The organism is Pseudomonas sp. WS 5079, from assembly GCF_012985465.1.
In the GTDB taxonomy this organism is placed as follows: Bacteria; Pseudomonadota; Gammaproteobacteria; order Pseudomonadales; family Pseudomonadaceae; genus Aquipseudomonas.
Genome location: NZ_JAAQWN010000019.1, coordinates 20,438 through 35,284, shown reverse-complemented (window position 1 = coordinate 35,284; position 14,847 = coordinate 20,438). Strand labels below are relative to the sequence as shown.

The 14,847-nt window shown below is 61.0% G+C and carries 18 protein-coding genes; 11 read left to right on the top strand and 7 right to left on the bottom strand.

What is annotated here, in order from left to right; all coding sequences use genetic code 11:
* Positions 1-50: 50 nt before the first annotated feature.
* The 4 genes from nagA to HBO05_RS28480 form a co-directional block, all read right to left on the bottom strand.
* Positions 51-1,157 (bottom strand): N-acetylglucosamine-6-phosphate deacetylase, encoded by a 1,107-nt coding sequence (gene nagA / locus HBO05_RS28495; RefSeq protein ID WP_170042955.1) that lies wholly within the window; start codon positions 1,155-1,157, stop codon positions 51-53.
* A gap of 9 nt (positions 1,158-1,166) precedes the next feature.
* Positions 1,167-1,925 carry a GntR family transcriptional regulator gene (locus tag HBO05_RS28490; protein ID WP_172314943.1) on the bottom strand — a complete coding sequence of 253 codons (759 nt, stop codon included), beginning with the start codon at positions 1,923-1,925 and terminating at the stop codon, positions 1,167-1,169.
* 261 nt (positions 1,926-2,186) lie between these two features.
* Positions 2,187-2,690 (bottom strand): L,D-transpeptidase family protein, encoded by a 504-nt coding sequence (locus HBO05_RS28485; RefSeq protein WP_169956643.1) that lies wholly within the window; start codon positions 2,688-2,690, stop codon positions 2,187-2,189.
* Between the two features lie 35 nt (positions 2,691-2,725).
* Entirely contained in the window at positions 2,726-3,274 is a 549-nt protein-coding gene (locus HBO05_RS28480; protein WP_169956641.1) for an NUDIX hydrolase, read from the bottom strand.
* A 146-nt stretch (positions 3,275-3,420) separates the two neighbouring features.
* On the opposite strand from HBO05_RS28480, the gene HBO05_RS28475 reads away from it, so the two are divergent.
* From HBO05_RS28475 to purT, 5 genes are all read left to right on the top strand, one after another.
* Positions 3,421-4,023 (top strand): CoA pyrophosphatase, encoded by a 603-nt coding sequence (locus HBO05_RS28475; RefSeq protein WP_029296164.1) that lies wholly within the window; start codon positions 3,421-3,423, stop codon positions 4,021-4,023.
* Between the two features lie 35 nt (positions 4,024-4,058).
* The gene (locus tag HBO05_RS28470; RefSeq protein WP_172314941.1) at positions 4,059-4,583 is read left to right on the top strand and encodes a gamma carbonic anhydrase family protein; all 525 of its coding nucleotides are present in this window, start codon (positions 4,059-4,061) and stop codon (positions 4,581-4,583) included.
* Positions 4,580-4,795 (top strand): DUF1289 domain-containing protein, encoded by a 216-nt coding sequence (locus HBO05_RS28465; protein ID WP_057437987.1) that lies wholly within the window; start codon positions 4,580-4,582, stop codon positions 4,793-4,795. Before HBO05_RS28470 ends, HBO05_RS28465 begins: the two co-directional genes overlap by 4 nt.
* A gap of 146 nt (positions 4,796-4,941) precedes the next feature.
* Entirely contained in the window at positions 4,942-5,409 is a 468-nt protein-coding gene (locus tag HBO05_RS28460; protein ID WP_169956637.1) for a VUT family protein, read from the top strand.
* Between the two features lie 69 nt (positions 5,410-5,478).
* A complete protein-coding gene (purT, locus tag HBO05_RS28455; protein WP_076962107.1) occupies positions 5,479-6,660 on the top strand; it encodes a formate-dependent phosphoribosylglycinamide formyltransferase in 1,182 nt (393 codons plus the stop codon).
* A 78-nt stretch (positions 6,661-6,738) separates the two neighbouring features.
* Here purT and HBO05_RS28450 read toward each other — a convergent pair whose 3' ends face one another.
* The 3 genes from HBO05_RS28450 to ccsA all read right to left on the bottom strand — a co-directional run bounded on the left by HBO05_RS28450 (position 6,739) and on the right by ccsA (position 10,445).
* Positions 6,739-8,049 (bottom strand): MFS transporter, encoded by a 1,311-nt coding sequence (locus HBO05_RS28450; protein WP_169878379.1) that lies wholly within the window; start codon positions 8,047-8,049, stop codon positions 6,739-6,741.
* 341 nt (positions 8,050-8,390) lie between these two features.
* On the bottom strand, positions 8,391-9,629 hold the full coding sequence (locus tag HBO05_RS28445; RefSeq protein ID WP_169956633.1) for a transporter associated domain-containing protein: 1,239 nt from the start codon (positions 9,627-9,629) through the stop codon (positions 8,391-8,393).
* 12 nt (positions 9,630-9,641) lie between these two features.
* Positions 9,642-10,445, bottom strand: a complete 804-nt coding sequence (gene ccsA, locus HBO05_RS28440; RefSeq protein ID WP_169866826.1) for a cytochrome c biogenesis protein CcsA — start codon at positions 10,443-10,445, stop codon at positions 9,642-9,644.
* A gap of 243 nt (positions 10,446-10,688) precedes the next feature.
* On the opposite strand from ccsA, the gene ffh reads away from it, so the two are divergent.
* The 6 genes from ffh (at position 10,689) to HBO05_RS28410 (ending at position 14,756) form a co-directional block, all read left to right on the top strand.
* Positions 10,689-12,065 carry a signal recognition particle protein gene (ffh, locus tag HBO05_RS28435; protein WP_029296179.1) on the top strand — a complete coding sequence of 459 codons (1,377 nt, stop codon included), beginning with the start codon at positions 10,689-10,691 and terminating at the stop codon, positions 12,063-12,065.
* Positions 12,066-12,315: 250 nt separating this feature from the next.
* Positions 12,316-12,567 (top strand): 30S ribosomal protein S16, encoded by a 252-nt coding sequence (rpsP, locus tag HBO05_RS28430; RefSeq protein WP_003175899.1) that lies wholly within the window; start codon positions 12,316-12,318, stop codon positions 12,565-12,567.
* A 5-nt stretch (positions 12,568-12,572) separates the two neighbouring features.
* Positions 12,573-13,109 carry a ribosome maturation factor RimM gene (gene rimM / locus HBO05_RS28425; protein ID WP_010565276.1) on the top strand — a complete coding sequence of 179 codons (537 nt, stop codon included), beginning with the start codon at positions 12,573-12,575 and terminating at the stop codon, positions 13,107-13,109.
* Positions 13,091-13,864, top strand: coding sequence for a tRNA (guanosine(37)-N1)-methyltransferase TrmD (gene trmD, locus HBO05_RS28420; protein ID WP_024077235.1), 774 nt, complete (start codon positions 13,091-13,093; stop codon positions 13,862-13,864). Before rimM ends, trmD begins: the two co-directional genes overlap by 19 nt.
* A gap of 45 nt (positions 13,865-13,909) precedes the next feature.
* Complete coding sequence (rplS, locus tag HBO05_RS28415; protein WP_003175895.1) at positions 13,910-14,260, top strand: 50S ribosomal protein L19; 351 nt, start codon at positions 13,910-13,912, stop codon at positions 14,258-14,260.
* 82 nt (positions 14,261-14,342) lie between these two features.
* Complete coding sequence (locus HBO05_RS28410; protein WP_057437995.1) at positions 14,343-14,756, top strand: acyl-CoA thioesterase; 414 nt, start codon at positions 14,343-14,345, stop codon at positions 14,754-14,756.
* The last annotated feature ends 91 nt before the right edge of the window (positions 14,757-14,847 follow it).

Below are 14,847 nucleotides of genomic sequence, written 5' to 3'. Positions count from 1 at the left end.
CGAGGCATTGCAGTTGGGCCGCGACGGCCTCACAGGAGGACAGGGCCTCTTCAAGCATTTTTGAAGTCAATGGTTTCTCCTTCGACCATTACGTCGGTGAGGTGCAGGGAGCGGTCCAGGCGCACGCAGTCGGCAAAGCTGCCCGGTTGCAGGCGGCCGCGTTGTTCCAGGCCCAGGTAATCCGCAGGAAATTGCGACAGGCGCTGTGAGGCTTCGCTGATGGGCAGGCCGATCTTCACCAGGTTGCGCAGCGCCTGATCCATGGTCAGGGTGCTGCCGGCCAGGGTGCCGTCGGCCAGGCGTACGCCGCCCAGGCATTTGGTCACGGTGTGGCTGCCCAGCTTGTATTCGCCGTCGGGCATGCCTGCCGCGGCGGTGGAGTCGGTGACGCAGTACAGGCAGGGAATCGAACGCAGGGCCACGCGCATGGCCCCGGGGTGCACGTGCAACAGGTCCGGGATCAGCTCGGCGTATTGCGCGTGGGCCAGGGCGGCGCCGACGATGCCCGGCTCGCGGTGATGCAGCGGGCTCATGGCGTTGTACAGGTGGGTGAAGCTGGTGGCGCCGGCCGCCAGCGCAGCGACGCCTTCTTCATAGCTGCCCAGGGTATGGCCGATCTGCATGCGCACGCCGCGCTGGCTGAGGGCACGGATCAAAGCGTCATGCCCGGCGATTTCCGGGGCAATCGTGATCACCCGGATCGGTGCCAGGCGCAGGTACTCCTCGACCTCGGCCATCAATGCGGTGTGGGCGAAGTTGGGCTGTGCGCCGAGTTTTCCTGGGTTGATGTAGGGGCCTTCCAGATGCACGCCCAGCACCCGGGCGCTGCCGGCTGGGCGCCGTTCGCAGAACTGGCCGAGTTCGCCGAGTACCCGGGAGATTTCCTCGACCGGCGCAGTCATGGTAGTGGCCAGCAGCGAGGTGGTGCCGAAGCGCACATGGGTGCGGGTGATGGTCTCGAAGGCGCTGCTGCCTTCCATGATGTCCTTGCCGCCGCCGCCGTGCACATGCAGGTCGATAAAACCCGGCAGCAGGTAGGGCAGGTCATTGTCGGCCGGGTCGCAAGGCACGCCTTCGACGGCGCTGACCTTGCCTTCGTGGTGCACCAGGCGGCCGCGAATCCAGCCGTGGGGCGTGAGGATATTGTCTTCGGACATGGCAGTTCTCTAGGGCCGCAGTTCAGCGGCAAAGTCATAGCGACGCAGCTCTGCGACAAAGTCGTAGTAGTCGTTGCGGCAGTAGGTGTCGGTGATCTCGATTGGCGTGTTGTCGGCGGTGTAGCCGACCCGAGTCATCAGCAGCATGGCGGTGCCGGGGGCGATGCCCACCAGGGCGGCGAACTCGTCCGAGGCGTTGATGGCCTGGATATGCTGCAGGGCTCGCACCACCGGTTTGCCGATGCCTTCCAAGTATTCGTAGAGCGAACTGCCGATGGCCTGGGGGTTGGGAATGATCGAGGCGGGCAGGGCGCTCATTTCGATGGCCATCACGGTGTCATCCGCCTTGCGCAGGCGTTTGAGCCGCGCCACTTTGTCGGTGGGCGACAGGCACAGGCGGATCAGCTCTTCATGGGTCGGCGGGGTGATTTCGCGCACCAGCCATTGCGAACTGGGGGCAAACCCCTTGAGCCGCAACATCTCGCTGAACCCCGAGAGGCGCGACAGCGGCTGTTCCAGGCGTGGCGTGATAAACGTGCCAGAGCCCTGGCTGCGGCGGATCAGGCCTTGGGCGAACAACACTTCCAGGGCTTTGCGGGCGGTTACCCGGGAGATGCTCAACTGCTCGCTGAGTACGCGCTCGGAGGGCAAGGCCTGCTCGGATTTCCACTGGCCGGCATGGATAGCCGCTTCGAGATTGCGGGCCAGTTGCAGGTACAGCGGCGTGGATTGCCGATCGTCAGGACGCAGGGTCTGGATGGGATTCATCTGTAGGGTTTCCGATGCGTTATTGGAGTGTTGTCGCCCGGTAATGGCCGGAAATTAATACCACTTAAATACCATGTCAATGCCGCCAAAAGCGGGCACATGCCTGTTTACAGGCACCCTAAAGGTGCCTGGTATCAAGTGGTATTAGAGAGGTCTTTATCGCGCGCAGAAAGACGCAGCCCCTGTCGGTGAAATGGTATTCATCGACAGGGGCTGTAGGAGAGGTAGATTTTTTTTGAATTATTTTACCAACGGTCGAGGTTACGGACGGATCTCGATCATCGTGCCGTCCTTGACCAGGTTCCACACTTCGCGCATGTCGACATTGCGCATGCCGATGCAGCCGTCGGTCCAGTCCAGGGTGTGGAACCACTGTTCCGGGTATTCCTCACTGTCTGGCGTGCCGTGGATCATGATCATGCTGCCGGGCTTGACCCCTTCGCGGCGGGCGCGGGCGGCATCGCTGATATTGGGGTAGGAGATATGCATCGACAGGTTGAAGCGGTCGCTGGTCTTGCGCCAGTCGATCCAGTAGAAGCCTTCTGGCGTGCGGCGGTCGCCTTCGATCAGCTTGTGGCCCTTGGGGTTCTTGCCCAGGGAAATGCGGTAGGTCTTCAGCGGTTTGCCATCGTTGATCAGTTGCAACTGGTGCGCGGACTTGAGTACCAGGATCTTCTCGACGGGTTTACCGCCCAGGGTTTGCAGGGTGGTGGCGCACGACAGCGTGGCGAACGACAGGCAGAGCAGAGCAAGCAACCAACGCATTGAAGCGATATCCCTTTGAAGGTGACCTTCGATTGTTATTGTGCAGGCTGAGTCAAGGGTGGCACCGATTCGCTGCGCACGGGAAACACCTGTTGCCGACGGTCGGCAAAAAAGCATTCTAAGGTACGCCTGACCGTGCGGAAAGCCAGCTCGGACCAAGGGATGTCCGCTTCATCGAACAGTCGGACTTCCAGGCTCTCGGGGCCGGCGGCAAAGTCCAGGTCGACCAGTTCGGCGCGGTAGAAGATATGCACCTGGCTGATGTGCGGTACGTCGATCAGCGTGTAGATACTCAGGTTGCGCACCCTGGCGCAGGCCTCCTCCAGGGTTTCGCGCAGGGCGCCCTGTTCGACGGTCTCGCCGTTTTCCATAAAGCCTGCAGGCAGGGTCCAGTAGCCCAGGCGCGGCTCGATGGCGCGCCGGCATAACAGCACCTGATTGCCCCAGACGGGCAGGGTGCCGGCGACGATATTGGGATTCTGATAGTGAATGGTCTGACAGTGGTCGCACACATAACGCAGGCGTGTATCGCCTTCGGGAATGCGCTGGGTGACCGGTTTACCGCACTGGCTGCAGAAGTTCATGCTTGGGTTCCTGGGGACTGCGCCTATCTTGGCGTGCAGGGCAGTGGCCTGCAAGTTGTCGTTTAGCGACACCGCCGGGGTTTTGGGGTTGGGCACCCGTACGCTTTGGTGCATGATGCAAGGTAGCCAACAGATCGAGATGACTCATGCTGGACGAGCTACTTCGCCGGGTAAGCAATCACACGCCACGCACGCTGGAAACTGACGGACGTTTCCCCGAGGCCGCGGTGCTGGTGCCGATTACCCGCAGTGACGAACCCGAGCTGATCCTGACCCTGCGTGCCAGCGGCCTGTCGACCCATGGCGGCGAAGTGGCGTTCCCGGGTGGGCGCCGCGACCCCGAAGACCCCGACCTGGTGTTCACCGCGTTGCGCGAGGCCGAAGAAGAAATCGGCCTGCCACCGGGCCTGGTGGAAGTGATCGGGCCCTTGAGCCCCCTGATCTCCCTGCACGGCATCCGCGTGACCCCCTATGTGGGGGTGATCCCCGATTACGTCGAGTACCTGGCCAACGACGCCGAGATTGCCGCCGTGTTCAGCGTGCCCCTGGAGTTTTTCCGCCAGGACCCGCGCGAGCACACCCATCGCATCGATTACCAGGGCCGCAGTTGGTATGTGCCCAGCTATCGGTTTGGTGAATACAAGATCTGGGGCCTGACGGCGATCATGATCGTCGAGTTGATCAACCTGCTCTATGACGATGCCGACATCAGCCTGCACCGTCCGCCGAAAAGCTTTATCAATACTTAAGCCATCGTTTGAATGGCAAGCCGTGAGGGAAGACCATGAAATACCGCCTGGGCGATGCCCGTGTCGAGACCCATCCACACAGCTGGGTGGCTCCCAATGCCACGCTGGTAGGCAAGGTCAAGCTCGAGGAGGGCGCCAACGTCTGGTTCAACGCGGTGTTGCGTGGCGACAACGAGCTGATCCTGATCGGCAAGAACAGCAACGTGCAGGACGGCAGCGTGATGCACACCGACATGGGCTACCCGCTGACCCTGGGCACCGGTGTGACGGTTGGGCATAACGCCATGCTGCATGGCTGCACCGTCGGCGACTACAGCCTGATTGGCATCAATGCGGTGATCCTCAACGGCGCCAAGATTGGCCGGCACTGCATCATCGGCGCCAATTCGTTGATCGGCGAGGGCAAGGAAATCCCCGATGGCTCGCTGGTCATGGGCTCGCCTGGCAAGGTGGTACGGGAGTTGACCGAGCAGCAGAAGAGGATGCTTGAAGCCAGCGCTGCGCACTATGTGCACAACGCCCAGCGCTATGCCCGTGATCTGCTCGAGCAGCCGGAATGAACCCGGTTGAACGCCCCGTCGCCTCGCCCTGCGTGAGTATTTGTGCCCTGGATGACGACGATATCTGCACCGGTTGCCAGCGCAATGTCGACGAAATCACCCGTTGGAGCCGCATGGACAACGCCGAGCGCCGGGTGGTGCTGGGGCTGTGTCATGAGCGGGCGAAGGCCAGTGGGGTGTTGTGGATGATTCCCGGAAAGTCTGGCGCCTGAACCACCGCTATCGCAGGCAAGCCAGCTCCCACATTGGAATGCATTTCAACAGGTGGGAGCGGGCTTGCCCGCGATGAGACCCGCCCAGACGACATATTTCCAAATGTGCAGTACCCTGTGCCCCTTGCCCACAGGTCCCTCGCCCCATGCTCTTCCTGATCGCCTATATCAGCAGCGTCGTGCTGATCAACTTCGCCTTTTCCACCGCCCCGCACCTGGATGTCATCTGGTCCGCCTGGGGTGGCCTGGTGTTTATCCTGCGGGACATGGTGCAAACGCGCTTCGGCCACGGGGCGATCATCGCCATGCTCGCGGCGCTGGCGCTGTCCTATATCACCTCCGATCCGTCCATCGCCCTGGCCAGCGCCACGGCGTTCGCGGTGTCCGAGTGCATCGACTGGCTGGTCTTCAGCATCACCAAGCGCCCATTGCACGACCGGCTGTGGATAAGTTCGGCACTGAGCATTCCCCTCGATACCTTTATCTTTTTTGGCCTGATCGGCGCGTTGACGCCCGCTGTGGTCGGCACCGCCCTGGCCTCGAAATTTGCCGGGGTCACCGTGGTGTGGCTGGCCATGGCCTGGCGTTTGCGGCGCCAGCGTGTCGCTAACTGAGGCCAATGCCCGCCGTTCATGTAAAATGCCGGCCTTTCTCCCCCTGATCCGCTCCCCTGAGGACCTGAGATGACCCGAATCGGAACTCCATTGTCGCCAACCGCGACCCGCGTATTGATGTGTGGCTGCGGTGAGCTGGGCAAGGAAGTGGTAATCGAACTGCAACGCCTGGGCGTTGAAGTGATTGCCGTGGATCGCTACGCCAACGCGCCGGCCATGCAGGTGGCGCATCGCAGCCACGTGATCAACATGCTCGACGGCGCGGCCCTGCGTGCGGTGATCGAGGCGGAAAAACCGCACTTCATCGTCCCGGAAATCGAAGCCATTGCCACCGGCACCCTGGTGGAGCTGGAGGCTGAAGGCTTTACCGTGATCCCCACCGCCCGCGCGGCGCTGTTGACCATGAACCGTGAAGGCATTCGCCGCCTGGCCGCTGAAGAGCTGGACCTGCCGACTTCGCCGTACCACTTCGCCGACACCGTGGAAGACTATCGCAAGGCCGTCGAAGACCTGGGCTTCCCGTGCGTGGTCAAGCCGGTGATGAGTTCGTCGGGCAAGGGCCAAAGCCTGTTGCGCAGCGTCGATGACGTGCAGAAAGCCTGGGACTACGCCCAGGAAGGCGGCCGCGCCGGCAAGGGCCGGGTGATCATCGAAGGGTTTATCGACTTTGATTACGAAATCACCCTGCTGACCGTGCGTCACGTGGGTGGCACCACCTTCTGCGCGCCTGTGGGCCATCGTCAGGAGAAGGGTGACTATCAGGAGTCGTGGCAGCCCCAGGCCATGAGCCCGGCGGCCCTGGCTGAATCCGAGCGCGTCGCCAAAGCCGTGACCGAGGCCCTGGGTGGCCGTGGCCTGTTTGGTGTCGAGCTGTTTATCAAGGGCGACCAGGTGTGGTTCAGCGAAGTCTCGCCGCGCCCCCACGACACTGGCCTGGTGACCTTGATTTCTCAGGACTTGTCGCAGTTTGCCCTGCATGCGCGGGCGATCCTGGGCTTGCCGATTCCGTTGATCCGCCAGTTCGGGCCTTCGGCTTCGGCGGTGATCCTGGTGGAAGGGCAGTCGACCCAGACAGCGTTCGCCAACCTCGGCGCGGCCCTGAGCGAGCCGGACACGGCATTGCGTCTGTTCGGCAAGCCAGAAGTGAATGGCCAGCGCCGCATGGGCGTGGCGCTGGCGCGGGATGAGTCGATCGAGGCTGCCCGGGCCAAGGCTACCCGTGCTTCCCAGGCGGTGGTTGTAGAGCTGTAAAAGCATCGCGGGCAAGCCCGCTCCCACATTGGAATGCATTGCACATGTGGGAGCGGGCTTGCCCGCGATAGCGGTCTATCAGGCGACTTTATTCAAATCGTTATCCCGCGTCTCTTTCAGGCACAGCACCGCAATCAAGCTAAGCAACGCTGCCGCCGACACATACCCGCCGACATAACTCAGCCCACCCATCGCCACCAGTTTGGTCGCGAAAAACGGTGCGGCCGAAGCGCCAACGATCCCGCCCAGGTTATACGCCGCCGACGCCCCGGTATAACGCACGCGTGTCGGAAACAGTTCCGGCAACAGCGCCCCCATCGGCGCAAAGGTCACGCCCATCAGGAACAGTTCCAGGCACAGGAACAGCGCCACCGCCCAGGTCGAGCCATGGGTCAGCAACGGTTCCATGGTGAACCCTGAAAGAATCGCCAGCACCGCACCGACGATCAGCACCGGTTTGCGCCCATAACGGTCGCTGGCCAGGGCTGCCAGCGGGGTGGCCGCGCCCATGAACAGCACGGCAAAGCACAGCAGGGCGAGGAAGGTTTCGCGGCTGTAGCCCAGGGTGCTCACGCCGTAACTCAGGGAAAACGCCGTGGTGATGTAGAACAGCGCATAGCACACCACCATCGCCGCCGCGCCCAGCAGCACCTGCAACCAATGCTGGCTGAACAGCTCGACCAGCGGCACTTTCACCGGTTTTTCCTTGGCCACGGCGTTGGCGAACACTGGGGTTTCGTGCAGTTTGAGGCGCGCATACAGGCCCACCATCACCAGCGCGGCGCTGAGCAGGAACGGAATGCGCCAGCCCCAGCTGCGAAATTGCTCATCGTCCAGGTTCATCGCCAGGATCAGGAACAGCCCGTTGGCCGCCAAAAAGCCAATGGAAGGCCCCAGTTGCGGGAACATGCCGAACCAGGCGCGCTTGCCCTTGGGCGCGTTCTCGGTGGCCAGCAGTGCGGCGCCGCCCCATTCCCCACCCAGGCCAAGGCCCTGGCCGAAACGCAGCACGCACAGCAGGATCGGTGCCCAGGCGCCGATGCTGTCGTAACCCGGCAACAGGCCGATCAGGGTGGTACACACGCCCATCAGCAGCAATGAGGCGACCAGCGTCGACTTGCGCCCGATCCGGTCACCGAAATGGCCGAACAGCGCCGAGCCCAGGGGGCGGGCGATGAACGCGATACCGAAGGTCAGGAACGCCGCCAGCATCTGCGCGGTGCCGGAGCTCTGCGGGAAGAACACCGGGCCGATCACCAGCGCGGCGGCCGTGGCGTAGATATAGAAGTCGTAGAACTCGATGGCGGTGCCGATGATGCTCGCGGTCGCGACGCGGCTGGTCGAGTTGGTCGGGGCGGCGGGAGCGGCCTCGTTATAGGTGGTGCTCATTGAGGTATCCCTGATGGTCATTGCGCCTTTGGCGCGGATTATTATTGGTCTTGCACCCATGGATCAGGGCAGTGCGCGGAGTCGGCTCGGGATGGGAGCGAGTACCGGTCAGACACGATGACGCGGTGCCTGGACACGCTCAGTGCGGGTAGCACGCGGTCGGGCGGGGCTTGGGTAAGCGGGGTTGATTATAGGAAGGGGTTTGCGCTGCAAACAAGGGCTGGAGCGCGGTCTTTGGGGCTGGAAAGATCAAATGTGGGCTCGCCCGCGATGGTGTATCAGTGACACTGAGGTGATGCTATCGCGGGCAAGCCCGCTCCCACACAAGCCTGCTCTCGGATTTAGGTAGCAATCGGCGCTGAGCCGATATGCCAGATCAACACCTTGCTCACCCGGTTGTCTTCAGTTTCGAGGATTTCCAGGCGATAACGGCCGATCTTCACGCACACCGCGCAATCGGGAATGGTCTCCAGCGCTTCGGTCACCAAGCCGTTGAGGGTCTTGGGGCCGTCGCTGGGCAGGTGCCAGCCCAGGCATTTGTTCAGTTCGCGGATCGATACGGCGCCGTCAATCACGTAGCGGCCGTCTGGTTGGGGCTGGATCAGCGGGTTGTCCAGGCTCTGCTCGCTTTCGAATTCGCCGACGATCTCTTCCAGGATATCTTCCAGGGTGACGATGCCCAGCACCTCACCGTACTCGTCCACCACCATGCCCAGGCGGCGTTGTTGTTTGTGGAAATTCAGCAGTTGCAGTTGCAGCGGCGTGCTTTCCGGGACGAAGTACGGCTCGTGGCAGGCCGCGAGCAGGGCGTCCTTGGTCAGGCTGGCGTCGGGCAGCAGGTGCTGGATCTGCCGGGTGTTGAGCACCGCCTCGACCTGGTTGATATCACTGTGGAACACCGGCAGCCGCGTGCGCTGGGAGGTGCGCAGTTGTTCGATGATCTCTTCGATAGGGTCGTCGAGGTTAATGCCATCCACTTCGCTGCGCGGCACCAGGATGTCATTGACGGTGATGTTGTCCAGGGCGTGGATGCCCGGCATGCCTGACGTCGGGTCATCGTTCGCGTCTGACGCTTGCTCGTCGGACGGGTCGCTCTGTGGCTCGTCGCTTTTCTTGACGATCCCGGACTTGCGTGCGAAAGGGCGCAACAACAGCAGGCTGAGGCCATTGAGCACCCAGGCCAAGGGGTAGAGGATCTTCAGCGGCACGCCCAGCAGCGTATTGCCAAACCCCAGCACCGCCTGCGGGTAGCGGGTGGCGAGGGTGCGCGGCAGGTAATCGGCCAGCACCAGCAGCAGCCCGCTGGAGATCACCCAGCCGAGCCAGGGACCGTTTTCGGCCCAGGCATGAAGCGCCAGCAGGGTGCAGAGAATCACTACCACCGCGCGGCATAAGGTATTGCACAGGATCAGGCTATTGCGCGGGAAGCTGAGGCGGGCGGCGGCCTTGTCGCCCTGGCGTGTACCGGGGCGCAGGGCCAGCAAATGGTGCTGGGCGGCTTCGATGGCGGTAAACAGCGCTGACCACAAGACCAGCAGCGCGACTACGGCGAGCATCGGCTCCAGGGGCAAATTGTCCATAATCGCTGCCCGTCAGATATGCAGGATGAATTCGCGAACCAGCTTGCTGCCGAAATACGCCAGCATCAGCAGGCAGAAACCGGCCAGGGTCCAGCGGATTGCCTTGTGCCCACGCCAACCCAGGCGATTGCGGCCCCACAGCAGTACGCTGAACACCACCCAGGCCAGGCATGCCAGCAGGGTCTTGTGCACCAGGTGCTGGGCGAACAGGTTCTCGACGAACAGCCAGCCGGAAATCAGCGACAGCGACAGCAGCGTCCAGCCGGCCCAGAGAAAGCCGAACAGCAGGCTTTCCATGGTCTGCAGCGGCGGGAAGTTCTTGATCAGCCCGGAAGGGTGCTTGTGCTTGAGCTGGTGGTCCTGCAAGAGCAGCAGCAATGCCTGGAACACGGCGATGGTAAACATGCCGTAGGCCAGGATCGACAACAGGATGTGCGCGAGGATGCCCGGCTCTTCATCAATTACCTGCACCGTGCCGGTGGGGGCGAATTGTGCCAGCAGCACCGTCAGCATGCCCAGGGGAAAGAGCAGCAACAGCAGGTTTTCCACCGGGATCCGCGCGCAGGCCAGCAGCGTCAAGGCGATGACCGCGGCGGCAATCAGGCTGGCGGCGCTGAAAAAATCCAGGCCCAGGCCCACTGGCGTCATCAGGTGGGTGAACAGGCTGGCAGCGTGGGCCACCAGGGCGAGCACGCCGAGGCCGGCCAGCAGGCGTTTGTCCGCCCTGGCGCGTTGGGCCAGGCGGGTGCCCTGATAGAGGGTCGCAGCGGCATACAAAAGTGCGGCGGCGAGACTGGGTAGCAAACTGGGTGACAAAGGGAGCATAAATCCTGTTAGGCAAGCCCGAAAGCCGATGAGTTTGGCACACACCTGCGTTCCACGAAAGACCACTGGGCCAGACAGCGGGTGTGCATGGCGGCAGTCTTCGCTATAATCCGCGACCTGCCCACGCCGCAGGCTCGCCGAGCGCTGTTTTTAATAGCGATTTATCACAGCCTGGGCCGCCATTACCTCGGTCTACCGATGCACTTCGATGAATAGGGCCTGAAAGGATCGCGCATGTTTGAAAACCTGACTGACCGTCTCTCGCAGACGCTGCGCCATGTCACCGGCAAGGCCAAGCTGACCGAGGACAATATTAAAGACACCCTGCGCGAAGTGCGCATGGCGTTGCTCGAAGCCGACGTTGCCTTGCCTGTGGTCAAGGATTTCGTCAACTCGGTCAAGGAGCGTGCGGTTGGCACTGAAGTGTCCCGCAGCCTGACGCCGGGCCAGGCCTTTGTGAAGGTCGTGCAGGCCGAACTCGAAAGCCTGATGGGCGCGGCCAACGAAGACCTGAACCTCAGCGCCGTGCCACCGGCCGTTGTGCTGATGGCCGGTTTGCAGGGGGCGGGCAAGACCACCACCGCTGCCAAGCTGGCGCGCTTCCTTAAAGAGCGCAAGAAAAAGTCCGTGATGGTGGTGTCGGCCGACGTCTACCGTCCGGCCGCGATCAAGCAGCTGGAAATGCTCGCCGGGGAAATCGGCGTGACCTTCTTCCCGTCCGACCTGAGCCAGAAGCCGGTCGACATTGCCAACGCTGCTATTAAAGAAGCCAAGCTCAAATTCATCGACGTGGTGATCGTCGATACCGCCGGTCGCCTGCACATCGATGAAGAGATGATGGGCGAGATCAAGGCGCTGCATGCTGCGATCAACCCGGTAGAAACCCTGTTCGTGGTCGACGCCATGACCGGCCAGGATGCGGCCAACACCGCCAAGGCCTTTGGTGATGCGCTGCCTTTGACTGGCGTGATCCTGACCAAGGTCGACGGTGATGCCCGTGGCGGTGCCGCACTGTCGGTGCGCGCAATTACCGGCAAGCCGATCAAGTTCATCGGCATGGGCGAGAAGACCGAAGCGCTCGAGCCGTTCCACCCGGAGCGGATCGCCTCGCGGATCCTCGGCATGGGCGACGTGCTCAGCCTGATCGAGCAGGCTGAACAAACCCTCGACAAGGACAAGGCCGACAAACTGGCCAAGAAGCTGAAGAAGGGCAAGGGCTTCGACCTCGAAGACTTCCGTGATCAGTTGCAACAGATGAAGAACATGGGCGGCCTCGGCGGCCTGATGGACAAGCTGCCGAACATCGGCGGTGTGAACCTGGCGCAAATGGGCAATGCCCAGGGCGCGGCAGAGAAGCAGTTCAAGCAGATGGAAGCCATCATCAACTCCATGACCCCGGCCGAGCGCCGTGACCCTGAGCTGATCAGCGGTTCGCGCAAACGTCGGATTGCCATGGGTTCCGGCACCCAGGTGCAGGACATCGGTCGCTTGATCAAGCAGCACAAGCAGATGCAAAAGATGATGAAGAAATTCTCGGCCAAAGGCGGCATGGCCAAAATGATGCGTGGCATGGGCGGTATGATGCCCGGTCGTGGCATGCCGAAGATGTAAAGAATTCGCGCAAGAGTTCGCTCTTGCGCAGACCCACAGGGATGTGGGATCTCCAGCAAACCCGCCGTTGGCGGGAGCTGACTCGCCGTTTTAACCGACGGCTCTATAGCAGATCTGAATGGCACGCGGTCAGGCGCCGGAAAAAGACATTTGCAAAAGTCCGGATATTCCTTAGAATATGCGGCCTTTCGGGCACCCATGCCCGCTGTGCATTTAGATTTGCAGCACCGACTACAGGAACGATGTTCACATGCTAACAATCCGTCTTGCCCTTGGCGGCTCCAAAAAGCGCCCGTTTTACCACTTGACCGTAACCGACAGCCGCAACCCGCGTGACGGTTCGCATAAGGAACAGGTTGGTTTCTTCAACCCTGTTGCTCGTGGTCAAGAAGTTCGTCTGTCCGTGAACCAAGAGCGCGTAGCCTACTGGCTGAGCGTTGGTGCACAGCCATCCGAGCGTGTTGCCAAGTTGTTGAAGGACTCGGCTAAGGCCGCAGCCTGAGCAATATGAACGCGACGCCAGCTGTTGCTGATGATTTGATCGTTATCGGCAAGATTTACTCTGTTCATGGCGTTCGCGGCGAAGTGAAGGTGTATTCCTTTACTGATCCGACTGAAAACCTGTTGCAGTACAAGACCTGGACGCTCAAGCGCGAAGGTAGTGTGAAACAGGTCGAGCTGGTCAGTGGACGCGGGAACGACAAGTTCCTGGTCGCAAAGCTCAAGGGTCTCGATGATCGTGAAGAAGCGCGTCTTCTGGCCGGTTATGAGATCTGTGTGCCGCGCAACCTGTTCCCTGAATTGACCGATGGCGAGTACTACTGGTACCAGCTGGAAGGTCTGAAGGTTATTGATCAACTCGGGCAATTGCTCGGGAAAATCGATCATCTTCTGGAAACCGGCGCCAATGATGTAATGGTGGTCAAGCCTTGCGCTGGCAGCCTGGATGATCGCGAACGCCTGTTGCCGTATACCGAGCAATGCGTGTTGGCCGTCGACCTGGCAGCGGGCGAGATGAAGGTGGAATGGGACGCGGACTTCTAAGCGTGGCTAATTTGCGCATTGAAGTGATCAGTTTGTTTCCCGAGATGTTTTCCGCCATCAGCGAGTACGGCATCACCAGTCGGGCGGTGAAACAAGGGCTCTTGCAGCTTACTTGTTGGAACCCGCGAGACTACACGACGGATCGACATCACACTGTGGATGATCGCCCTTTTGGCGGTGGCCCGGGCATGGTGATGAAGATCAAGCCCCTGGAAGACGCCCTGGTTCAGGCCAAGGCAGCAGCAGGGGAGAAGGCGAAGGTAATTTACCTGTCCCCTCAAGGCCGCCAGCTGAAACAGGCTGCGGTACGCGAACTGGCGAATGAGGAAGCACTGATCCTGATTGCCGGTCGCTATGAAGGCATTGACGAGCGTTTTATTGAAGCTCATGTCGATGAAGAGTGGTCGATTGGGGACTATGTCCTGTCTGGCGGTGAGCTGCCGGCGATGGTCCTGATAGATGCGGTTACACGACTGCTGCCTGGAGCTTTAGGGCATGCGGACTCCGCGGAGGAAGATTCCTTCACGGATGGTTTGCTGGATTGCCCGCACTACACCCGACCGGAGGTGTATGCGGATCAGCGTGTTCCCGACGTGTTGCTAAGTGGCAATCACGCACACATCCGGCGTTGGCGTTTACAGCAGTCCCTTGGTCGGACCTATGAACGACGCGCCGATCTTCTGGAAAGCCGCTCGCTTTCTGGAGAAGAGAAGAAGCTGCTCGAGGAATACATCCTCGCGCGGGACGATAGTTAACAACGTATCGATGGTAGATCCGACGATTTACCTTAGGAGCACAGCATGACTAACAAAATCATCCTTGCACTCGAAGCAGAGCAGATGACCAAAGAGATCCCTACCTTTGCCCCGGGCGACACCATTGTCGTTCAGGTGAAAGTGAAGGAAGGCGACCGTTCGCGTCTGCAAGCGTTCGAAGGCGTAGTAATCGCCAAGCGTAACCGTGGTGTGAACAGTGCTTTCACTGTTCGTAAAATCTCCAACGGTGTTGGCGTAGAGCGTACTTTCCAGACCTACAGCCCGCAAATCGACAGCATGGCCGTTAAACGTCGCGGTGACGTACGTAAAGCCAAGCTGTACTACCTGCGTGACCTGTCCGGTAAAGCAGCTCGCATCAAGGAAAAACTGGCTTAAGTCCAGCTTCCCGATGCAGAAAAAAGCAGCCTACGGGCTGCTTTTTTGTGCCTGAAATTTGCCCATTGCCCGGAACCCGTTCATGACCACCCGCCTCGAAGAAATCCAGCGCCGCACCGACCTGTCCGTGACCCACGTCACCAAGGCCGTATTCCCGCCGACCACCAACCACCACAACACCCTGTTTGGCGGCACTGCGTTGGCCTGGATGGACGAAGTGTCGTTCATCACCGCCACGCGTTTTTGCCGTTTGCCGCTGGTGACGGTATCTACCGATCGTATCGACTTCAATCATGCGATACCGGCCGGTTCCATCGTCGAGCTGATTGGCCGCGTGATCAAGGTTGGCAACACCAGTCTCAAGGTGGAAGTGGAAGTATTTGTCGAGAGCATGAGTGCCGATGGCCGCGAGAAGGCGATCCAGGGTGTGTTCAGCTTTGTCGCAATTGATGACGATAAGCGGCCGGTGCCGGTGTTGCCTGGGTTTGTGGATTGACCCGTAGGAGCCGGCTTGCCAGCGATGAGGACCGCAGCAACACCGCAGTACGTGAGACCGCCTTCGCCGGCAAGCCGGCTCCTACATAGAG